This window comes from Rhodanobacter sp. FW101-FHT13A11 (assembly GCF_058790335.1).
Map to the genome: position 1 here is coordinate 19,902 of NZ_JBYTCN010000013.1, position 20,469 is coordinate 40,370.

The following is a 20,469-nucleotide window of genomic DNA, read 5'->3' on the forward strand; positions in this document are numbered from 1 at the left end:
CATGGCGCCCATCCACAAAAATGCGATCGCGCACGGGGTGCGCTCCTACAAAACCCGCCGCTCACTCCGGCCAGCGGAACTCGACGTGGGTGTTGTTGAACTCGGGGTCGTCGAGGCTACCGCCCGGTTGCGCCACCAGGTCATCGGGTAGGCCGTCGACCTCAAGCGGCTGGCCGGCACTGAAGTGCGCGCCCAGCGACAGCAGTTCGACCAGCCGTTCGCACAGCACGCCGGCGCGGTCGACGTCGCGATCGGGCACGTTGCGCAGGCTGAGGTCGGGGCGGCCGAACTTGCGCATGCCGCGGGTGTGCACCCAGGAGCGGTCGCCGCCCTCGTCGCTACGCAGGATCAGCACGTGGTGGCGCGGCGGCGCGCCGTCCTTGACCAGGTAGTGGCGGCGCCAGTGCGCGGCGTCGAACAGGGTGAGGATCTGCGGGTCGAGGATGGCGGTGCCGCCCACGTCGAGCATGCCGGCCAGCACGCCGAGCGTGTCGCGCAGGTAGTCGAGGCTGGCGCCGTCCTTCAGCACGCCGCGCACCACCAGCACCTCGGGCGCGATGCGCGCCTGCTCGTACGCTTCCGGCGTGTCTTCCTTGATGAGGCCGCCCAGCGCGCCGTTCAGCGGATAGCCGTCCCACTGGCGCAGCACGGCGTTCTGGAAACGCTGGATCCCGACGCCCGCGGGCAGGCCCGGGCTGCCGTAGCGCGGCGACGGGATCAGCAGCTCCGGCTCGAACTTGCCGAACACGTAGAACTGCAGCACGGCCTCTTCTTCGCCGGGCTGCCAGTACGGCCGCGGCCAGCCGGCGGGGGGAGTGGCTTCGCTCATGCGGATTCCTTGATGGATCGGTTCATTCGCGCTCGCCCAGCGGCAGCACGGCCTGCTGCAGCTCGATGCGGCCGTTGCCTTCGCTGATCTTCTTGAACTCGGCGCGGCTCACCGAGACATAGCGTTCGTTGCCGCCGATCTCAACCTGCGGCCCGTCGGTGACCACGCGGCCGTGCTCGTCCACGCGCACCACCATAGTGGCCTTGCGCCCGGTGTGGCAGATCGTCTTGATCTCCTCCAGCTCGTCGGCCCAGGCCAGCAGGTAGCGGCTGCCCTCGAACAGCTCGCCGCGAAAATCGGTGCGCAGGCCGTAGGCCAGCACCGGGATGCCCAGCCGGTCGACCACGTCGCTGGCCTGCCACACCTGCGCCTTGGTGAGGAACTGCGCCTCGTCGACGAACACGCAATGCAGCGGGCCGTTCGCCGCAATGTCGGCCTCGACCAGCGCGAACAAGTCCTCGTCGCCGGCGAAGCGCCGCGCGTTCGCCTTCAGGCCGATCCGCGAGGCCACCACGCCGTCGCCGAAACGGTCGTCCAGCGCCGGGGTGAGGATCAGCGTGCGCATGCCGCGCTCGTGGTAGTTGTACGCGCTCTGCAGCAGCGTGGTGGTCTTGCCGGCGTTCATCGCCGAGTAATAGAAGTAGAGCTTGGCCATGTCGGTGCGCCGGGATCGTGACCGTGCATGGTAGCGCGACAGGCGGTGGACGATGGCTTGCCTGAAGATCCAGGGGCACCCCACCCCGACCCTCCCCGGCACGCAGGGGAGGGAGCGCAATCAGGCCTTGTCCAGCGGCGTGTTGCCGCCGGTGAACGGCGTTCTTGCCTGGGCCAGCCGGTGGCGGCGCTCGGCGCGTCCGCGGCGCCAGTCGCGCAGGGCGATGATCGCGTAGACCAGCTTGAACAGCTGCAATCGCCACAGCACCTTCGGCGTGTCGAACAGGTCGCCGGCGAGCATCGAGATCACGGCCTGCTCCAGCTGCCAGGTGTTGCGCGGCGAGCGCAGCATCTGCCGCATCACCGGCCCGTTGAAGCGGTAGACGAAGAACGCGAAGCGCGCCAGGCCGGCGCGCAGCCGCCTTTCCAGCTTGCGCAGCAAGGCCGCCTCGCGCTGCGGCTCGCGCAGGGCCTGGTCGACCACCGCGGCGGCCTGCTCCGCCCCGCTCATCGCCAGGTACACGCCGGAGGAGAACACCGGGTCGAGGAAGGCGAACGCGTCGCCCACCAGCACCCAGCCCGGCCCGCCCATGCAGGTCGAGTCGTAGGAGTAGTTGCCGGTGACATGTACCGCGTCGCCGATCAGCTCGGCCCGCCCGACGCGCTGCCACAGCGCCGGGTTGAGCTGCAGCGTGTCGAGCAGGAACTCCACCGTGCGGCCCCTGCGCTGCTTCAGGTACTCCGGCTGGCACACCGCGCCCACGCTCATCACGCCGTCGGGCAACGGGATCATCCACATCCAGCCGTGCGCGAAGCGGTAGATGCTGACGTTGCCGGCGTCCTCGCCGGGGCGGCGATCGGCGCCGCGGAAATGGCCGAAGATCGCCGCGCTCTGGTGCTGCGCGTTCCTGCGCCGCAGTTTCCTCTTCGTCGCCAGCAGCGCGTCGCGGCCGCTGGCGTCCACCACGTAGCGCGCGCGGATCGCGTAGTCGCGGCCGTCGTCGGTGCGCACCTCCAGCCAGCTCTCGCGCGGGCCGCGCTGCTCCACGCGCAGCACTTCATGCCCTTCGCGCGCCTCGGCGCCGGCTTCGCGCGCGTGCTCGTACAGCATCCTGTCGAAATCCTGCCGCCACACCTGGTAGGCATGCGGCGGGCTCGGCCCGATCGCGCGGGCGAACGCGTAGACGTTGTAGCCGCGTGCGTTGTCCGCCTCGAAATCGGCGCCGGACTTGAACACGCCCAGCTCGCGCACCTTGTCCAGCACGCCGAGCCGTTCGAACACCGGCAGGTTCATCGGCAGCAGCGACTCGCCGATGTGGAAGCGCGGGTGGTGCGCCTTCTCCAGCGCGATCACCTTGTGGCCGCGGCGCGCCAGCAGGGCGGCTGCGGTGCTGCCGCCGGGGCCGCCGCCGATCACCGCCACGTCGCACTGCTCGACTTCCGGTTCCGCCATGCCCTTCCCCGCCGACTGCCGTGCGGCCGATTATGGCCGAAGCCGGCGGGTGCGCCAGCAGCGCTCTGCTACCATCGGCCGCCGCCTCACGCCTCACTCGGTCCATGCTCAATCCACAACAACTGGCCGCCGTCGAACATTGCGACAGCCCGCTGCTGGTGCTGGCGGGCGCCGGTTCCGGCAAGACCAGCGTGATCACCCAGAAGATCGCCTACCTGATCCAGCGCCGCAAGCTGGCGCCATCGAAGATCGCCGCGATCACCTTCACCAACAAGGCCGCGCGCGAGATGCGCGAGCGCGTGGCGAAGCTGGTCAGCAGCGAGGACGCCGCCGCACTCACGGTGAGCACGTTCCACGCGCTGGGACTGAAGTTCCTGCAGATCGAGCACGCGCACGCCGGGCTGCGCCGCGGTTTCTCGGTGCTGGACGCGGACGACAGCGGCGGCATCGTCAAGGAGCTGGCACCGAAAGGCGCCAAGCCCGACGTGCTGTTCGGCATCCGCAACCTGCTCAGCCGCGCGAAGAACGGCGGCCTCTCGCCGGAGGAAGCGCTGGCCGCCGCGCGCGGCCCGCGCGAACTGGAGGCGGCGACGATCTACGACCTGTACCAGCAGCGCCTCGCCGCGTTCAACGCAGTGGATTTCGACGACCTGATCCGGCTGCCGCTGCGCATCCTGGAATCCGATGCCGAATGCCGCGACGCCTGGCGCGAGCGCCTGCGCTACCTGCTGGTGGACGAGTACCAGGACACCAACGACGCGCAGTACCGCCTGCTCAAGGCGCTGGCCGGCGAGCGCGGCGGCATCACCTGCGTGGGCGACGACGACCAGAGCATCTACGCCTGGCGCGGCGCCAATCCCGAGAACATCGACCAGCTCGGCCGCGACTGGACGAACCTGCGCGTGATCAAGCTGGAGCAGAACTACCGCTGCGGCCGGCGCATCCTGCGCGCGGCGAACGCGCTGATCGCCAACAACCCGCACAGCCACGAAAAGAAGCTGTGGAGCGAGCACCCGGAAGGCGCGCCGATCCGCGTGCTCGAATGCAAGGAGGCCGAGCACGAGGCCGAACGCATTGCCGCGATCGCCACCACGCTGGCCGAGAAGCACAAGGCGCGCTGGGACGACATGGCGATCCTGTACCGCGGGAACTTCCAGGCGCGGCCGCTGGAGAAGGCGCTGCGCCTGGCGCGGATTCCGTACCACCTCACCGGCGCGCTCTCCTTCCTCGACCGCGCCGAGGTGAAGGACCTGCTGTGCTACCTGCGCCTGCTGACCAACCCCAGCGACGACGCCGCGTTCCTGCGCGTGGTCAACGTGCCGAAGCGCGAGATCGGCGCCACCACGCTGGAGAAGCTGGGCCAGATCGCCCAGTCGCGCCACTCGTCCCTGCTCGACGCCACCCGCAGCGACGGCGTGCTGCGCCAGCTCACTCCACGCCCCGCCGCTGCGCTGGCCTCGTTCGCGAACCTGCTGGACGAACTGCGCAGTGCCTCGCTGCACGAGAGCGCCGCCGACCTGGTCGAGCTGATCCTGAAACGCACCGGCTACGCCGCGCAGATCGCCACCGGCACGCCCGACGCAACCGTGCGCGAGCGCAAGCTGGGCAACCTGCGCGAGCTGGCCGACTGGTTCCGCGCGATGCAGAAAAATTCGAATACGTCCGGCGGCAACAGCGCCGGCGACCTCGCCTCGCAGCTGGCCCTGCTCAGCCACGCCGACCGCGACGAGCCGGGCAACGCGGTGCGCATGATGACCCTGCACGCCGCCAAGGGGCTGGAATTCCGCTTCGTCTTCATCGTCGGCTGCGAGGACGGCACGCTGCCGCACGAGGGCGCGCTGGACGAAGGCCGCGTCGACGAGGAGCGCCGGCTGATGTACGTCGGCATCACCCGCGCCAAGGAGCTGCTCACGCTGTCCTGGTCGGCGCAGACGAAACGCTACGGCGAGGTCCACCGCAACCAGCCCAGCCGCTTCCTGCACGAGCTGCCGCAAGCCGACCTGCACTGGCAGGGCAAGGACCCGGAGGCGGACAAGGAAGTGACCCGCGAAACCGCCGAGTCGCACATGGCGCGGATCAAGGCGATGCTGGCGGGCGGCTGAGTTGACGGCCCGGGGGCAAATGCTTTCCAGTTCCCGCCACGACAGCCGGCTGCGCATGCCTTCCGGCGCCAGGGGGTTCCCATGACCGACCCGACCCGGGTCTATGCCAGGCTCATCGACGCGTTCAACCAGAACGACTGGCCGCGGGTGCGGCAGCGTGCGGCGCAACTCCTGCCAGTCCTGCCGCACGACCCGGTGGTGCATTTCATGGCCGGCGTGGCCTGCATGCAGATGCAGGAGCTGCCGCTGGCGCTCGATCACCTGCGCGGCGCCACCCGGCTGGAACCCGGCCGCGCCGACTTCCTCGCGCAGTACGCGAAGGCGCTGGTGCTCGTGCGGCGGATGCGGGAAGCGCGGCTGGTGGCCGACGAGGCCATGGGCTGCTCGCCCGCTGACCCGATGACGCTGGAGGCGCTGGGCGTGGTCTACGCCCAGGTCCAGGCCTTCGCGCAGGCGGCGGCGGTGTTCCGCCGCGCCGTGGCGCTCATGCCCGGGCAGGCCGCTGCCCGCTTCCATCTCGCCCACGCGCTGACGGCCCTGGGCGACAGCGACGGCGCCGAGCGCGAGCTGGAAACCGGCCTGCGGCTCGAACCGGGCTACTGGAAGGCGCACCTGACCCTGGCCCAGTTGCGGCGGCAGACACCGACCGGCAACCACCTCGAACGGATGCGGTCGCTGCTGGCGCAATACGGCAACGATATCGGCGCGCGGATCTACCTCAACCTGGCGCTGGCCAAGGAGTACGACGACACCGCCGACTACCTGCAGGCCTTCGAACACCTCGTGCGCGGCAACGCGGCGGTACGCAGCCTGCGTCCCTATTCGGCCGGGCACGACGAGGCGATGTTCGATGCCCTGGTGCGCACCTTTCCCACCACGCACGACGGGGCGGCCGAAGGCGATCCCACCCACGAGCCGATCTTCGTCATCGGCATGCCGCGCACGGGCACGACGCTGCTGGAGCGCATCCTTTCCAGCCATCCGGACGTGTACGCCGCGGGCGAGCTGCAGAACTTCCCGGCGACGCTGCAGCAAGTGGCGGGCGGCCGGCGGCCGCTGCTGTTCGACCCGGACCTCGCCACCCGCATGCGCGCCATCGACTGGCGACAGCTCGGCGCAAGCTACCTCGCCAGCACCCGGCCCGCCACGGCGGAGCGGCCGCGTTTCATCGACAAGCTGCCGCACAATTTCCTGTATGCCGGCTTCATCGCCCGCGCGCTGCCGAACGCGAAGATCGTCTGCCTGCGCCGCGACCCGCTGGACACCTGCCTCGGCAACTTCCGCCACTTCTTCGACCGGGAATCGCCCTACTACGACTACTCCTACGACCTGCTCGACACCGGCCGGTATTACCTCCAGTTCGACCGCCTGATGGCGCACTGGCGCAAGGTGCTGCCCGGACGCATCCTGGAGCTGCCCTACGAATCGCTGGTGGAAACGCCCGAGGCGGCTGCGCGCCAGCTGCTGGCATTCTGCGGCCTGCCCTGGAACGACGCCTGCCTGCATCCCGAGAGCAACGCCGCACCGGTCAACACGCCCAACGCCTGGCAGGTGCGTGCGCCGGTCTACCGCACCGCGGTCGGCCGCTGGAAACACTACGAGCCGCAGCTGCGCGCGCTGCGGCAACTGCTCGGCGAGGCCGGCATCGCGTGGCGGGACTGAACCGCCGCCCGTGGCTCAGATCAGCTTCTCCGCCTCCAGCTCGCTCTTCAGGTACGCGTAGTAGATCGGCGCGGCGATCACGCCGGGCAGGCCGAACGCGGCTTCCATCAGCAGCATGGCGACCAGCAGCTCCCAGGCGCGGGCGCGGATCTGGGTGCCGACGATGCGCGCGTTGAGGAAGTATTCGAGCTTGTGGATCAGGACCAGGAACGCCAGCGCGGCGACGCCCACGCCCAGCGACACCGACATGCCGGCCACCGTGATCGCCGTGTTGGAGATCAGGTTGCCGATCACCGGCAGCAGGCCGGCCACGAAGGTCACCACCACCAGGGTCTTGGCCAGCGGCACGTGGATACCCATCAGCGGCAGCAATCCGAGCAGGAATACCGCGGTGAATGCGGTGTTGATCAGCGAAATCTTGATCTGCGCGAACACGATATTGTGGAACGCGTCGGCCAGCCGCTGGCAGCGCAGGCTCAGCGCCGCCGCCAGCGGGCCCATCTGGTGCGCCGGGCGGGTGCGGCTCAGCGCCACGATCGCGCCCAGCACCAGGCCGATGATGATGTGCACGAACACCCGCACCGCGCCCTTGCCCGCCAGCTGCAGCGTATCGGCGTGCTTGCGGGCCAGTTCGATCGCCCCCACGCGCAGGTCGTCCACGCTGTCGGGCAGGTTGTCCACCAGCGCCGGCGGCAGTTGCTGGCGCGCCTTCTCCACCAGCGGCATCAGCTGCTCCTGCCAGAGCAGCTGCGGGTTGCCGATCTCGTGCCGGTACAGGCTGATCGCGCCGAGGATCAGCAGCAGCAGCAGGCCCACCACGATCGCGCCCAGCACCGCCACCACCACCACCCGCGCGCGGTCGCCGGGGATGCGCCGGCCCAGCAGCGGGACCATCGCCTGCACCAGCTCGAACACCAGCAGGCCGGCCAGCAGCGCCGGCAACAGGTGGATCCTGACGACCAGCAGCAACACGGCCGCCGCCAGCAGGTAGCTGGCGTAGCGGATCACCGACGAGGACTTGCGCAAGGCGGGCAGGGGGGAATCCATGCGGAACGGAACCGTAGGCAAGGGGCCGCCAGTCTGTCAGCAGCCCGCCACCGCTGCCAGCCCTGCCACGGCGCTGTCGTAAACTTCATTCATCGTTCCGCCCCGCTTCCCGCCAAGGATTACCGCATGCCACTCCGCTTGCCCGCCATCCTGCTCGCCCTCGCCCTGCTGGCCGGCTGCGCCACCACGCCGCGCCCACCGGCGGCAGTGCTGCCGGCCGCGTCGCCGGCCGCACCGGCGACGGTCGCCGCCAACGACAACCTCAACGCCGTGGCGTGGAGCCAGACCGCGATCGAGCACGACCTGATCTACCTGCAGACCTTCCGCGATGCGCAGGCGCAACTGCTGGCCGCGCTGCGCGACAGGCACTGGGACGCCCTGGGCAAGGGCGACCGCACCACGCCGCTCGCGGGCCTGAAGCCGGCGGTGATCCTGGACGTCGACGAGACCGTGCTGGACAACTCGCCGTTCGCGGCACGGGGCGTGCGCAGCGGCAGCGAATACAACGAAGCCGAATGGGCGGCCTGGTGCCGGGAAGAGCGTGCCAAGGCGTTGCCCGGCGCGGTCGAATTCACCCAGTTCGCGGCAAAGCACGGCATCGCGGTGATCTACATCTCCAACCGGGCCAAGGACCTGGACCAGGCCACCCTGGCCAACCTGCGCAAGGCGGGGCTGCCGGTCAGCGGCCCGCAGGCCTTCCTCGGCCTGGGCACCGTGGTGGAAGACTGCGAGCAGGCCGGCAGCGAGAAGGGCTGCCGCCGCCAGCTGGTCGCGCGGCACTACCGCGTGCTGATGCAGTTCGGCGACCAGATCGGCGATTTCGTGGACATCCTCGCCAACACCGCCGACGGTCGCCGCAAGGCGGTCGCCGACTACCTGCCGTGGATCGGTACCCGCTGGTTCGTGCTGCCCAACCCCACCTACGGTTCGTGGGAACCGGCACTGTTCAACAACGACTGGAGCCTGTCGCCCGGGCAGCGGCGCCAGCAAAAGCTCGATGCACTGCGCACCGAATGATTTTCATCATGTAAAACAATAAATTACAATGTAAATAAAAAGTATTGCCTCAGCTTTAACGAGCGGGTAATATTTCGTCCGCCAACACCTGCTGACCAGAATCTTCGCAGGCATGGCCATTTCCCTCCGGCTCTGCCGGATTTCCCCGTGAGGCCCAACGCCCACGGGGTTTTCTTTTGGGAATTCGCAAAAATTTGCGCTGCGACCTTGTTTCGGGGCTGCCACGGCCCTTACCCTGCGCGCTCACCTCGGCCGGGCGGCGCGTCCGCCGCCACACCGTGAGAACCCGCCCATGCAACTCCCCTCCCTGCGCCACGTCCTGTTGCCGCTGCTCGCCGCGCTGTTGCTGGGCGCGTGCCACGGCAGGGACGACGACGCCCAGCCGGGCGGCGGCTCCCCGGAGGCGGCGCTGCGGACCTCGATCGACCTGTTCAAGGCCGGCGACTTCCAGGGGCTGTGGAAACACGCGCTGCCGCCGGCCGACTACGCCGACATGCGCGCCGACTGGAGCCGCCAGCAGCAGGTGCCGGAACCGGCCACCGCCGAGGACCGCGCCCGCTTCGACGAGACGGTGCGCAAGCTCACCGAACCGGACGCGGAGAACAAGCTGTACGCCGAACTGCAGCCGAAACTGGCCGCGATGGAGCAGCAGTACAAGGACCAGCTGCCGGTACTGATCAGCATCGGCGAGGCGCTGGTGAAGAACGGCCTGGCGCAGAACCCGACCCTGAGCGCGGCGCGGAAGAACCAGGTCAACGGCGCGCTGGACGTGCTGCTGCCGTGGGCACAGCAGACGCCGTGGTTCGACCAGGCCAGGGCGAAGCAGGCGATCCGGGTGGCGGTGACCACCACGCGCAAGCTCGACCTGAAAAGCCCCGAGCAACTGCGCACGATGGACTTCGACGCCTCGATGGCCAGGTACGCCACCGCCTATGGCGGCCTCAAGCAGTTGCTGGCGATCTACGGGCTGTCGGTGGACGGCACGCTGGACTCGATCCGGCTCAGCCCGGTGTCCGCCGGCAACGGCCGCGCGGTGGTGCGGATCGACTACACCCTGCTCGGCAAGCCGCTGTCGACCGAGTCGACCCTGGTGCAGGAAAACGGCCGCTGGTACAGCGAGGATCTGCTGAACAGCGCGCGCCAGTCGCACCGGCGCCGGCTGCAGGAAGCCGCCGGCGCGCCCGCCCGCGCAGCCAGCGCGGCCGCCGGCGTAACGAAAGACTGAACATCGCGGCCATTAGAATAGACCGATGCCAACGAACAGCACCGCGGACTCCCCTGCCCGCCAGCGCGCGCCCTGGTGGTTCACCCTGGCCGGCCAGCTGCTGCAGCCGTGGGTGCGCATCCGCCGCGATCCGGCCGAGCCCACCACCTTGCTGCAGGCCGGCGTCCCGGTCTGCTACGTGATCGAGCGGGACGGCTTCTCCGACGCGCTGATCCTGCAGCGTGCCTGCCGCGAAGCCGGCCTGCCCAACCCGATGCAGCCGCTGGCCGGCACCCGCCGCCGGCGCTCGGTATTCGCGCTGGCCCGGCGCGACGGCTGGCTGTTCGGCCGCAACCGCCGGCGCAACCCCAACGAGCCGCTGCGGCAGCTGGTGCGTTCGCTGGAAGGCATGCCCGGGCACGATATCCAGATCATGCCGGTGTCGATTTACGTCGGCCGTGCGCCCAGCCGCGACAGCGGCTGGTTCCGCGTGCTGTTCTCGGAAAACTGGGTGATGGTGGGCCGCTTCCGCCGCATGCTGGCGCTGCTGCTGAACGGGCGCGACACGGTGGTGCACTTCTCCACGCCGGTGTCGCTGCGCCAGATGCTGGACGAGGCCGGCACGATCGCCCCGGAACGTTTCGCGCGCAAGGTCGCGCGGGTGATGCGCGCGCATTTCCACCGCATCCGCGCCGCGGTGATCGGGCCGGACCTGTCGCACCGGCGCACGGTGGTCGATGCGGTGCTGAACGCCGAGCCGGTGCGCGCCGCGATCGCCGCCAGCGCGGCCAAGGAAAAGATCAGCCACGCCAAGGCCTGGCGCAAGGCGCACAAGCTGGTGCTGGAGATCGCCGCCGACTATTCGCACCCGGTGGTGCGCTCGGCCTCGTTCCTGCTCTCCAACTTCTGGAACAAGCTGTACGACGGCATCGCCATGCACCACTTCGACAAGGCCCGCGCCGCCGCGCCCGGCCACGAGGTGATCTACGTGCCCTGCCACCGCAGCCACGCCGACTACCTGCTGATGAGTTACCAGCTGCACGTCTCCGGCGTGGTGGTGCCGCACATCGCCGCGGGCGTGAACCTCAACCTGCCGGTGATCGGGCCGGTGCTGCGCCGCGGCGGCGCATTCTTCCTGCGCCGCAGCTTCAAGGGCAACGCGCTGTACTCGGTGGTGTTCAACGAATACGTGGCGCAGCTGATCGACCGCGGCGTGCCGATGGAGTACTTCATCGAGGGCGGCCGTTCGCGCACCGGCCGCCTGCTGGCGCCGCGCGCCGGCATGCTGGTGATGACGGTGCGCGCGTTCCTGCGCGCGCCGCGCCGGCCGGTGCTGTTCCAACCGGTGTACATCGGCTACGAGAAGCTGATGGAGGGCAAGAGCTACATCGGCGAGCTGAGCGGCCAGCCGAAGGAGAAGGAATCCCTGCTCGGCCTGCTCAAGGGCCTCAAGGTGCTGCGCCAGCGCTACGGCCACGTGGCGCTGAATTTCGGCGAGCCGATCGAGCTGACCCCGCTGCTGGACGCCGCCAGCGCCGACTGGCGCGCCGCCACCACCGACCCCGAGGCGAAACCGGAGTGGCTGAACGCGGTCACCGACCGCCTCGCCGAGCAGATCCAGATCAACATCAACCGCGCCGCCGACGTCAACCCGATCAACCTGCTGGCGCTGGCCCTGCTCGCCACGCCGAAGCACGCGATGGCCGAGAGCGACCTGCTGACCCAGCTCGAGCTGGGCAAGGCGATGCTGGAGGAGCTGCCGTATTCCGATCGCGTCACGCTGACCCCGATGGGCCCGGCCGCGATCATCGCCTACGGCGAGCAGATGGGCTGGATCCAGCGCGTGCAGCACCCGCTCGGCGACGTGCTCACCGCCACCGGCGAGCGCGCGGTGCTGCTCAGCTACTTCCGCAACAACGTGCTGCACCTCACCGCCACCGCCGCGTGGGTCGCCTGCTGCTTCCTCAACAACCGGCGCATGTCGCGTTCCTCGATCCTGCGGCTGGGCCGGATCATCTATCCGTTCATCCAGGGCGAGCTGTTCCTGCCGTGGGATACCGAGGGCTTCGCCGCGCAGATGCAGGCGACCATCGACTTCTTCGTGCGTCGCGGCCTGCTCGAATCGGTCAGCGACGGCCGCGTGCTCGAGCGCAGCCCGGGCCAGGACGACGGCGCCTTCCAGCTCAAGGTGATCGCGCGCAGCCTGATCCAGGCGTTCGAGCGCTACTACATCACCATCGCCGCGCTGGCCAAGAACGGCCCGCACACGATGACCGGCGCGGAGCTGGAGAACGCCTGCACGCTCACCGCGCAGCGGCTGTCCCTGCTCAACGAGCTGTCCGCGCCGGAGTTCTTCGACAAGGCGCTGTTCCGCGGCTTCATCCAGAAGCTGCGCGAGCGCCGCGTGGTGTGGACCGACGACGACGGCAGGCTCGACTACGACGCCGCGCTGGAAGGCATGGTGCGCGACGCACGGGTGATCCTCTCGCGCGAAGTGCGCCACTCGATCCTGAAGATCACCCCCGGCGGCGACCGGGAACCCATGGCGGACCAGCCCGCCCACGTCCCCGCCGACAGCGACGACGCCGCGTTGCACGAGCGCCACGTCGCGGCCGAGCACCACCTGCACCAGGCGTCGGGCGGCACCGGGGCAGCGGCCGACCCGGCCACGCGGGAATGAGGCGGCAACGCCGCCCGGCGTCGACCACGTGCGGACGGAGCCGCCGCCGAACCCTCGCGTGACGCCGGCCGGCCCGTGCCCGGAAGCCGGCGCAGGGTATCCGGAGGCCTCGGGCAGGCTCTAAGATGGCCGCCACCCCAGTCCGGAACCCTTGCCCATGGCCGCACGCCGCGTCCTTGCCCTCGCTGCCGCCCTGCTGTCGCTGCCGGTCGGCGCCTCGGCCGCCGACACCGCGGCCCGCCACGACGTCCGCGTGCTGCATTGCGCGCGCCTGCTCGACACCGCCGCCGGCAGGATGCTCGGCGAGACCAGCGTGGTGGTCGATGGCGAGCGGATCCGGGAGCTGCACGCCGGCGCCGTGGACGTCGAGCCGTACCGGAAGGAGGCCAGCGCGGCAAGCGGCTCGTTCCAGTACATCGACCTGCCCGATTCGACCTGCCTGCCCGGCCTGATCGACAGCCACACCCACCTGACCATGGAGTTCAGCCGCTCCACCTACAGCGACAAGTTCCGCCTCGATCCGGCGGACTATGCGATCCGCAGCACGGTCTACGCCAGACGCACGCTGCTGGCCGGTTTCACCAGCGTGCGCAATCTCGGCGACGAGCACAACGAATCCATCGCGCTGCGCAACGCGATCAACACCGGCATCGTGCCGGGGCCGCGCATCTTCAGCGCCGGCCAGCCCGTCGGCAGCACCGGCGGCCATGCCGACCCCACCAACGGTTACCGTGCGGACCTGGCCGGCAACCCCGGCCCGAAGGACGGCATCATCAACTCGCCCGAAGACGCCTGGAAAGCGGTGCGCCAGCACTACAAGGACGGCGCCGACCTGATCAAGATCATGCCTTCCGGCGGCGTGCTCGACGAAAGCAGCAGCGCCGAAAACGCGCAGATGACCCTGGACGAGATCAAGGCCGTGGTTGCCGCCGCGCACGACTACGGCTTCACCGTGGCCGCGCACGCGCACGGCGCCGAGGCCATCCGCCGGGCTGTGCTCGGCGGCGTCGACTCGATCGAGCACGGCACCTTCATGAGCGACGCGGACATGAAGCTGATGAAGGAGCACGGCACCTGGTATGTGCCGACCATCACCGCCGGCAAGTTCGTCGAGGAGAAGGCGAAGGAAGGCTGGTATCCGCCGCAGGTCGCGGCCAAGGCGGAACAGGTCGGGCCGATCATCCTGGCCACCGCCGGCAAGGCCTACAAGGCCGGCGTGAAGATCGCGTTCGGCACCGATGCCGGGGTCTATCCGCACGGCGAGAACGCAAAGGAATTCGTCTACATGGTGCAGGCCGGCATGCCACCGATGTTCGTGCTGCAGGCCGCCACCACGCACGCCGCCGAATTGCTGCACAAGCAGGACGAACTGGGGCAGATCGCCGCGGGCCGGCGCGCCGATGTGATCGCCGTGCCGGGCAACCCGCTGGACGACATCACCGCGATGCAGCGCGTCAGCTTCGTGATGAAGGACGGCGTCGTCTACAAGGACGGCGGCAAGCCGACGCTGTAGCATGGCGCCCATGAACGATCCGCAATCCAAAACCACCCACTTCGGCTTCCGCGACGTGCCGGTGGGCGATAAGCAGAAACTGGTCGGCCAGGTCTTCACCTCGGTCGCGCGCAGCTACGACCTGATGAACGACCTGATGTCGTTCGGCATCCACCGGCTGTGGAAGCGCCATTTCGTGGCGGTCAGCGGCGTTCGCCGCGGCGACCGCGTGCTGGACCTGGCCGGCGGCACCGGCGACATCGCCGCGCTGATGAAACCGGTGGTCGGCGACGAGGGCGAGGTGGTGGTGGGCGACATCAACGCGGCGATGCTCGGCGTGGGCCGCGACCGCCTGACCGACCGCGGCCTGGTCGGCGGGCTGCGCTGGGCCCAGCTCAACGCCGAGGCGCTGCCATTCCCGGACAACAGCTTCGACGCGGTGACCATGGCGTTCGGCCTGCGCAACGTCACCGACAAGGACAAGGCGCTGGCCGACATCTGCCGCGTGCTGAAGCCCGGCGGCCGCGCCCTGGTGCTGGAGTTCTCGAAAGTGCAGAACGAGCTGTTCGGCAAGCTCTATGACTTCCACTCGTTCAAGATCCTGCCGAAGCTGGGCCAGCTGTTCGCCGGCGACGCCGACAGCTACCAGTACCTGGCCGAGTCGATCCGCAAGCACCCCGACCAGGCGACCCTGAAGGGCATGATGGAGCGCGCCGGCTTCGGCCGCGTCGAGGTGCGCAACCTCACCAACGGCATCGTGGCGATCCATCGCGCGTACAAGTTCTGAGGCGGCGGCCGGTCCGGCTGACCCAGATCAGTGGCCGGCCGGAGTGCGCGGCGTATGTTGGGGCTCCCTTTCCCGCGAGTTCCGCCACATGTCCATCGACACCGTTTCCGAACAGAACGTGCACCTCTTCGACGCGCGCGGGGTGGCCCGGCGCTTCCGCCACTCGGCGATCTTCGGCGCGATCGGCGCGCTGCGCTCGGGCGAGACGATGCGCTTCGTCAACGACCACGACCCGATCCCGCTGATCGCCCAGCTGCGCGAGCGCCTGGGCGACCACCTCACGGTGAACTATCGCCAGCGCGACGCCGATGCGGTGGTGATCGACTTCGGCATCACCGGCCTGCCGGGGGAGTGATGGACTATCCCGCGTTCTACGACCAGGCGCCGCGCATCGCGATGCGCGACCCGCTGGCCGCCTTCCTCGGCGCCGCCGGGGACGGCCTGCTGGAATACAGCTACCTCGACGCGGTGCGGCTGGCCGGCCACTCTTGCCCCACCGTGGCCGGCGCCTGGCTGATGGCGCGCACGGCGCTGCAGGCCTTGTACCCGGGCGAGCCGGCCGAGCGCGGCGGCATCGCGGTACGCATGCCGGCGCCCGCGGACGAAGGCGTCACCGGCGTGATCGCGCAGGTGCTGACCCTGGTCACCGGCGCCGCCGCCGAGAACGGCTTCCACGGCATCGGCGGCCGCTTCGTGCGGCAGTCCCTGCTGGATTTCGCGGCCGCCCCGACCACCGACGCGGTGCAGTTCAGCCGCCGCGACAACGGCGAAACGGTTGCGGTGAGCCTGGACCTGTCCCGCGTGCCACCGGCGCCGAACCTGCGCGAGCTGATGGTCGTCGCGCTGCACCCGACCGCCACGGCGCAACAACGCGCCACCTTCGCGCAGGCCTGGCAGGACCGCGTGCGGCGCCTGCTGCTGGAACACGCCGACGACGCCGAGGTGTTGCGGCTGGCCCGGTTGAACTGATCCGATCGAACCGATCCGGCAGGAGCCCGCCGGCGGGCTCCTGCCGGATCGGCTAGCGCGGCGCCTGCCTGCAGGCTTCCAGCGCCACGGCCGGCGCGGCGCGGCGGCGCGCGTTCGCCAGCACCACGCCGCCGATGGTGACCGCGCCACCCACCAGGATCAGCGCGTTCGGCACCTCGTGCAGCCACAGCCAGCCGATCAGCAGCGCGATCGGCGGCGACAGGTAGATGAAGCTGCTGACCCGCGACGCGGAGGCGCGGTGCACCGCCATGTTCCAGGCCAGGTAGCCGACGAAGGTGGGCGCGATGCCCAGCCACAGCAGCGCGCCGATCCGCGGCCACGCCGCCGTGCCCAGCGCCTGCGGCAGCTGCCAGCCGAACGGCAGCGCGGCGAGCGTGCCGGCGAAGAAGGTGAACGCGGTGACGCCGAGCATGCTGTTGCGCGCGAACAGCTCCTTCTGGCCCACGAAATAGATCGCCGATACCGCCACGCAGACCAGCACCAGCAGCGCCTTCGGGTCCACTTCCACCCGCTGCCCGCTGGCCAGCACCACCAGCACCGTGCCGACCAGCGCCACCGCCAGGCCGATCCAGGTGCGCAGCGCCAGCCGCTCGCCCAGCCACCACGCCGATACCGCCGCGGTCGCCGCCGGCACCAGCGAGATCAGGATCGAGGCGGTGCCGCTGGCGATCCGCGTCTCGGCGTAGTTCAGGCACAGGTGGTACACGGTAAGGCCGAGCACGCCGAGCAGGGCCAGCTGCGGCCAGTCGCGCCGCGCCGGCAGCGGCACGCGCCTCACCCGCAGCAACGCGGCGAAACACAGCGAGCCGATCAGCAGCCGGGCGAACGCCACCTCGCCGGGAGTGAAAGCCGGCAGCGCGTAGGCGATCGCGGCGTACGCCGACGACCAGGTGAGCAGGGCGACCCCGATGCCGGCCAGGGCACGGCCATCGAGACGATCAACGGTATCCATGGGGACGGATTCCAGGGGCGGGGAAGTGTGCATCCTAGTCTTGCCGGCCGCGCCGGGGAATAATGCATCACATCGCTTTCCTGACGTTTGGCCAGCGATCGAAACAATCGACGAGGTATTCCGCCATGGAATCGAAAGTCACCGAAGCCAAGCCGGAACTGGACGGCAAGGACTGGCAACTGCTGGAGGCGCTGCAGGCGGATGCGCGCCTGGGCTACGCCGAGCTGGGCCGCAAGGTGCGGCTGTCCGCGCCGGCGGTGGCCGAGCGGGTGAAGCGGCTGGAGGAAGCCGGCGTGATCACCGGCTACCGCGCGGTGGTGGAGCCGAAGCGGCTGGGCTACCGCATCGAGGCGATGGTGCGGCTGCGCTGCGATGGCGGCATCTGCGCGCGCATCGGCCCCATCGTGGCGGACATCCCCGAAGTGCTCGACTGCCGCCGCCTCGCCGGCGAGGATTCCGCCCTGCTGCATGTGGTGGCGATGTCGATCAGCCACCTGGAAAGCGTGCTCGATCGCCTGCTGAAGATCCACGCCAGCATCAGCACCACCACCCTGATCGTGCTGCAGGCGCCCCACGTGAACCGCGCGATCAACCGCGCGATGTGGGACGCCGCGTGCAAGTTCTCCGCCGATTGAGCCGCGCCGCCACGCGCCTGCCACACGGCTGCGATACTTCTGCCGGTGTGCCGTTTCCATTCGCCCAGCCCAGGTGAATCGCCATGACCAAGCCGTTGCCGCCCGCTCCACCGCACGCCGAAACCGACGCCCCGGCCGATCCCGCCCGCCGCAAGCTGCTCGGCGGCATCGCGCTGGCCGGCGCGGCGCTGGCCGCGGGCGGCTGCCAGATCGCCGCCGGCAGCCGCCCCGCGCGCACCGGTCGCGCCACGGAAGCCGCGCTGGATGCCGCGCTGCGCGAGCACGTCCGCCACGTGGTGGTGATCTACGCGGAGAACCGCAGCTTCAACAACCTGTTCGCGGATTTCCCCGGCCTCGAGCGGCCGCTGGCCGCGCTGACGCCGGAGCAGTACCGCCAGCGCGACCGCGATGGCCGCCCGCTCGACACGCTGCCGCCGATCTGGCACGGCCTGGTGCCGCACGAACAGACACTGGGCAACCGCCGCTACCAGATCGGCGAGGACGCGATCCGCAACCTCGCCAACGCGCCGTTCGCGCTGCGCACGCCGGAGGGCGAGCCGCTGCCGCCGGCACTGGTCACGCGCGACCTGATCCACAACTTCTACAACAACCAGCTGCAGATCAACGGCGGCCGCAACGACGGCTTCGTCGCCTGGGGCGACAGCGGCGCGCTGGTGATGGGCCGCTACGCCGAGGGCGCGGCGGACCTGCAGCTGTGGCGGCTCGCGCGGCAGTACACGCTGTGCGACAACTTCTTCATGGGCGCCTTCGGCGGCTCGTTCCTCAACCACCAGTACCTGATCACCGCGCAGCCGCCGTTCTTTCCGCAGGCGGACCAGGGGCCGGCAAGGCAGCAGATCGCGCAGGTGGAAGGCGATGATCCCGCCGGCATCCGGCTGAAGCTGGCCGGGGATTCCCCCGCCAGCGCGATGCAGGGCCGGCCGAAGTTCGCCTCGCGCAACGTGCTCACGCCGGACTTCTGGGCGGTGAACACGATCGGCCCGCCCTACGCGCCCGGCCTCACCCGCGACCCGCACCATCCGCTGCTGGCCGATCCGGCCGACCCCAGCACGCTGCCGCCGCAGAGCCACGCCACCATCGGCGACCGGCTCGACGCGCAGGGCATCGACTGGGCCTGGTACGCCGGCGGCTGGCAGCTGGCGCTGGACGGCAGCGGCATGCGCGGCGCGCACGGGCAGTTTCCCTACGGCCCCAACTTCCAGATCCACCACCAGCCGTTCAACTACTTCCGGCAATTCGCGCCCGGCACCGCCGCTCGCGCGCAGCACCTGCGCGACGGCGGCACCGGCGACAGCGCCGCCAGCAACCGCTTCATCGCCGCCATCGAGAGCGGCACGCTGCCGCCGGTGGCGTTCTACAAGCCGCAGGGCGACCTCAACATGCACGCGGGCTACTCGGACGTGGCCGCCGGCGACCGCCACATCGCGCACATCATCGACGCGCTCAAGCGGAGCCCGCTGTGGGAACACGCCGTGGTGGTGATCACCGTGGACGAGAACGGCGGCTGGTGGGACCATGTGGCGCCGCCGAAGGGCGACCGCTGGGGACCGGGCACGCGCATCCCCGCGCTGGTGGTGTCGCCGTTCGCGAAGAAGGGTTTCGTCGACCACACCATCTACGACACCGGCTCGATCGCCCGCTTCATCACGCGCCGCTTCGGCCTGCAGACACTGCCCGGCCTCACCCTGCGCGAGCAGGCGATGATCGCCGCCGGCGGCCCGCCGCCGGGCGACCTCACCGCCGCCCTGCAGTTCGATATTTGACTCCCTCCCTGCTCGCCGGGGAGGGGTACTCCCGACTTCCCCGCCAGCCCGGACAACTTCCTTCACCCCCTGCACGCAGGGGGTGAAACTCCACAAGAGATCGCCACCATGCGCGAGCTGTATCCCGAGATCGAGCCGTACCGCACCCACCAGCTCGCCGTGGACGCCATCCACACCCTGTACGTGGAGGAATGCGGCAACCCCGCCGGCCTGCCGGTGGTGTTCCTGCACGGCGGCCCGGGCGCGGGCCTGTCCGCCTACCACCGCCGCTTCTTCGATCCGGCGCGCTACCGCATCGTGCTGTTCGACCAGCGCGGCGCCGGGCAGTCCACCCCGTTCGCCGAACTCACCGACAACACCACCTGGCACCTGGTCGCCGACATCGAGGCGATCCGCGAGCGACTGGAGATCGAGCGCTGGGTGGTGTTCGGCGGCTCGTGGGGTTCCACGCTGGCGCTGGCCTACGCGCAGACGCATCCCGAACGCGTGCTGGGGCTGGTGCTGCGTGGCATCTTCCTGGGCCGGCCGCAGGAGCTGCGCTGGTTCAACGAGGTCGACGGCGGCGCCTCGCAGATCTTCCCCGAGCGCTGGGCACGCTTCCTCGCCTTCATCCCCGAGCAGGAACGCAGCTCGATGCTGGACGCCTACTGGCGCCGCCTCACCAGCGACGACGAAGCCACCAGGCTCGCCGCGGCCAAGGCATGGAGCGCGTGGGAAGGCGGCAGCACCACCCTGCTGCACGACCCCGACGCCGGTGGCGATTTCGAGGACCCGCACAGGGCGGTCAGCCTGGCCGTGATGGAGGCGCACTACTTCCGCCACAACATCTTCCTCGAACCCGACCAGCTGCTGCGCGACATCGGCCGCCTGCGCCACATCCCCACCACCATCGTGCACGGCCGCTACGACATCATCTGCCCGGTGAAGAGCGCCTGGGACCTCAGCCAGGCCTGGCCCGGCGCCAGCCTGCACGTGGTGCTGGCCGGCCACAGCGCCGCCGACCCGGCGATCGTGGACCAACTGGTGCAGGCAACGGACCGACTGGCGGACCGGTACTGCTGAGGCATGGAACTGGAACTTAAGTGGAACTTAAGGGGCGGAGGTAATTAAACGGAGAAAACATCGGGCCGGCCCGCAGCCTGCCGGCCACGCGGCCGGCCAAGAACGAAGGGCGGCATTTG

General features: G+C 69.9%; 17 protein-coding genes. 12 read left to right on the forward strand and 5 right to left on the reverse strand.

The annotated features are described in order from the left end of the window. Positions 1-61: 61 nt before the first annotated feature. The 3 genes from AC3WRN_RS13955 to AC3WRN_RS13965 form a co-directional block, all read right to left on the reverse strand. Positions 62-829 (reverse strand): hypothetical protein, encoded by a 768-nt coding sequence (locus AC3WRN_RS13955; protein ID WP_492623403.1) that lies wholly within the window; start codon positions 827-829, stop codon positions 62-64. A gap of 22 nt (positions 830-851) precedes the next feature. Further along, the gene (locus tag AC3WRN_RS13960) at positions 852-1,484 is read right to left on the reverse strand and encodes a thymidine kinase (protein ID WP_068092844.1); all 633 of its coding nucleotides are present in this window, start codon (positions 1,482-1,484) and stop codon (positions 852-854) included. A gap of 120 nt (positions 1,485-1,604) precedes the next feature. Continuing rightward, entirely contained in the window at positions 1,605-2,936 is a 1,332-nt protein-coding gene (locus tag AC3WRN_RS13965) for an NAD(P)/FAD-dependent oxidoreductase (RefSeq protein WP_492623404.1), read from the reverse strand. A 104-nt stretch (positions 2,937-3,040) separates the two neighbouring features. On the opposite strand from AC3WRN_RS13965, the gene AC3WRN_RS13970 reads away from it, so the two are divergent. After that, on the forward strand, positions 3,041-5,038 hold the full coding sequence (locus AC3WRN_RS13970; RefSeq protein WP_492623405.1) for a UvrD-helicase domain-containing protein: 1,998 nt from the start codon (positions 3,041-3,043) through the stop codon (positions 5,036-5,038). An 81-nt stretch (positions 5,039-5,119) separates the two neighbouring features. Continuing rightward, positions 5,120-6,700 (forward strand): sulfotransferase family protein, encoded by a 1,581-nt coding sequence (locus tag AC3WRN_RS13975; RefSeq protein ID WP_492623406.1) that lies wholly within the window; start codon positions 5,120-5,122, stop codon positions 6,698-6,700. Positions 6,701-6,715: 15 nt separating this feature from the next. On the opposite strand, the gene AC3WRN_RS13980 is transcribed toward AC3WRN_RS13975, so the two are convergent. Beyond that, positions 6,716-7,747, reverse strand: a complete 1,032-nt coding sequence (locus AC3WRN_RS13980; protein WP_068092831.1) for an AI-2E family transporter — start codon at positions 7,745-7,747, stop codon at positions 6,716-6,718. Between the two features lie 126 nt (positions 7,748-7,873). Here AC3WRN_RS13980 and AC3WRN_RS13985 point away from each other — a divergent pair, with 126 nt between their 5' ends. The 7 genes from AC3WRN_RS13985 to AC3WRN_RS14015 all read left to right on the forward strand — a co-directional run bounded on the left by AC3WRN_RS13985 (position 7,874) and on the right by AC3WRN_RS14015 (position 15,896). Next, positions 7,874-8,764: a 5'-nucleotidase, lipoprotein e(P4) family gene (locus AC3WRN_RS13985; protein ID WP_492623407.1), complete on the forward strand. Its 891-nt coding sequence runs from the start codon at positions 7,874-7,876 to the stop codon at positions 8,762-8,764. 292 nt (positions 8,765-9,056) lie between these two features. Beyond that, a complete protein-coding gene (locus AC3WRN_RS13990) occupies positions 9,057-9,989 on the forward strand; it encodes a hypothetical protein (RefSeq protein ID WP_068092828.1) in 933 nt (310 codons plus the stop codon). Between the two features lie 25 nt (positions 9,990-10,014). Beyond that, positions 10,015-12,648 (forward strand): glycerol-3-phosphate 1-O-acyltransferase PlsB, encoded by a 2,634-nt coding sequence (gene plsB, locus AC3WRN_RS13995; RefSeq protein WP_492623408.1) that lies wholly within the window; start codon positions 10,015-10,017, stop codon positions 12,646-12,648. A gap of 157 nt (positions 12,649-12,805) precedes the next feature. Beyond that, on the forward strand, positions 12,806-14,161 hold the full coding sequence (locus AC3WRN_RS14000; RefSeq protein ID WP_492623409.1) for a metal-dependent hydrolase family protein: 1,356 nt from the start codon (positions 12,806-12,808) through the stop codon (positions 14,159-14,161). A gap of 10 nt (positions 14,162-14,171) precedes the next feature. After that, positions 14,172-14,927: a bifunctional demethylmenaquinone methyltransferase/2-methoxy-6-polyprenyl-1,4-benzoquinol methylase UbiE gene (gene ubiE / locus AC3WRN_RS14005; RefSeq protein WP_492623410.1), complete on the forward strand. Its 756-nt coding sequence runs from the start codon at positions 14,172-14,174 to the stop codon at positions 14,925-14,927. A gap of 88 nt (positions 14,928-15,015) precedes the next feature. Then, the gene (locus tag AC3WRN_RS14010; protein WP_114343220.1) at positions 15,016-15,282 is read left to right on the forward strand and encodes a DUF2249 domain-containing protein; all 267 of its coding nucleotides are present in this window, start codon (positions 15,016-15,018) and stop codon (positions 15,280-15,282) included. Beyond that, the gene (locus AC3WRN_RS14015) at positions 15,282-15,896 is read left to right on the forward strand and encodes a hypothetical protein (RefSeq protein WP_492623411.1); all 615 of its coding nucleotides are present in this window, start codon (positions 15,282-15,284) and stop codon (positions 15,894-15,896) included. Before AC3WRN_RS14010 ends, AC3WRN_RS14015 begins: the two co-directional genes overlap by 1 nt. A gap of 52 nt (positions 15,897-15,948) precedes the next feature. Here AC3WRN_RS14015 and AC3WRN_RS14020 read toward each other — a convergent pair whose 3' ends face one another. Continuing rightward, entirely contained in the window at positions 15,949-16,869 is a 921-nt protein-coding gene (locus AC3WRN_RS14020; RefSeq protein ID WP_492623412.1) for a DMT family transporter, read from the reverse strand. A 125-nt stretch (positions 16,870-16,994) separates the two neighbouring features. Here AC3WRN_RS14020 and AC3WRN_RS14025 point away from each other — a divergent pair, with 125 nt between their 5' ends. From AC3WRN_RS14025 to pip, 3 genes are all read left to right on the forward strand, one after another. Next, positions 16,995-17,504: an Lrp/AsnC family transcriptional regulator gene (locus AC3WRN_RS14025; protein ID WP_492623413.1), complete on the forward strand. Its 510-nt coding sequence runs from the start codon at positions 16,995-16,997 to the stop codon at positions 17,502-17,504. Positions 17,505-17,587: 83 nt separating this feature from the next. Continuing rightward, entirely contained in the window at positions 17,588-19,288 is a 1,701-nt protein-coding gene (gene acpA, locus AC3WRN_RS14030; RefSeq protein WP_492623414.1) for an acid phosphatase, read from the forward strand. Positions 19,289-19,396: 108 nt separating this feature from the next. Then, positions 19,397-20,350 carry a prolyl aminopeptidase gene (gene pip, locus AC3WRN_RS14035; protein WP_492623415.1) on the forward strand — a complete coding sequence of 318 codons (954 nt, stop codon included), beginning with the start codon at positions 19,397-19,399 and terminating at the stop codon, positions 20,348-20,350. Positions 20,351-20,469: the final 119 nt, after the last annotated feature.

Coding starts and splice junctions, on each gene's coding strand:
- AC3WRN_RS13975 (WP_492623406.1), top strand. CDS start 5,120: ATGACCGACCCGACCCGGGTCTATGCCAGGCTCATCGACGCGTTCAAC.
- AC3WRN_RS13960 (WP_068092844.1), bottom strand. CDS start 1,484: ATGGCCAAGCTCTACTTCTATTACTCGGCGATGAACGCCGGCAAGACC.
- AC3WRN_RS14025 (WP_492623413.1), top strand. CDS start 16,995: ATGGAATCGAAAGTCACCGAAGCCAAGCCGGAACTGGACGGCAAGGAC.
- AC3WRN_RS13985 (WP_492623407.1), top strand. CDS start 7,874: ATGCCACTCCGCTTGCCCGCCATCCTGCTCGCCCTCGCCCTGCTGGCC.
- AC3WRN_RS13970 (WP_492623405.1), top strand. CDS start 3,041: ATGCTCAATCCACAACAACTGGCCGCCGTCGAACATTGCGACAGCCCG.
- AC3WRN_RS13980 (WP_068092831.1), bottom strand. CDS start 7,747: ATGGATTCCCCCCTGCCCGCCTTGCGCAAGTCCTCGTCGGTGATCCGC.
- pip (WP_492623415.1), top strand. CDS start 19,397: ATGCGCGAGCTGTATCCCGAGATCGAGCCGTACCGCACCCACCAGCTC.
- plsB (WP_492623408.1), top strand. CDS start 10,015: ATGCCAACGAACAGCACCGCGGACTCCCCTGCCCGCCAGCGCGCGCCC.
- AC3WRN_RS13955 (WP_492623403.1), bottom strand. CDS start 829: ATGAGCGAAGCCACTCCCCCCGCCGGCTGGCCGCGGCCGTACTGGCAG.
- AC3WRN_RS14015 (WP_492623411.1), top strand. CDS start 15,282: ATGGACTATCCCGCGTTCTACGACCAGGCGCCGCGCATCGCGATGCGC.
- AC3WRN_RS14000 (WP_492623409.1), top strand. CDS start 12,806: ATGGCCGCACGCCGCGTCCTTGCCCTCGCTGCCGCCCTGCTGTCGCTG.
- ubiE (WP_492623410.1), top strand. CDS start 14,172: ATGAACGATCCGCAATCCAAAACCACCCACTTCGGCTTCCGCGACGTG.
- AC3WRN_RS13965 (WP_492623404.1), bottom strand. CDS start 2,936: ATGGCGGAACCGGAAGTCGAGCAGTGCGACGTGGCGGTGATCGGCGGC.
- AC3WRN_RS14010 (WP_114343220.1), top strand. CDS start 15,016: ATGTCCATCGACACCGTTTCCGAACAGAACGTGCACCTCTTCGACGCG.
- AC3WRN_RS13990 (WP_068092828.1), top strand. CDS start 9,057: ATGCAACTCCCCTCCCTGCGCCACGTCCTGTTGCCGCTGCTCGCCGCG.
- acpA (WP_492623414.1), top strand. CDS start 17,588: ATGACCAAGCCGTTGCCGCCCGCTCCACCGCACGCCGAAACCGACGCC.
- AC3WRN_RS14020 (WP_492623412.1), bottom strand. CDS start 16,869: ATGGATACCGTTGATCGTCTCGATGGCCGTGCCCTGGCCGGCATCGGG.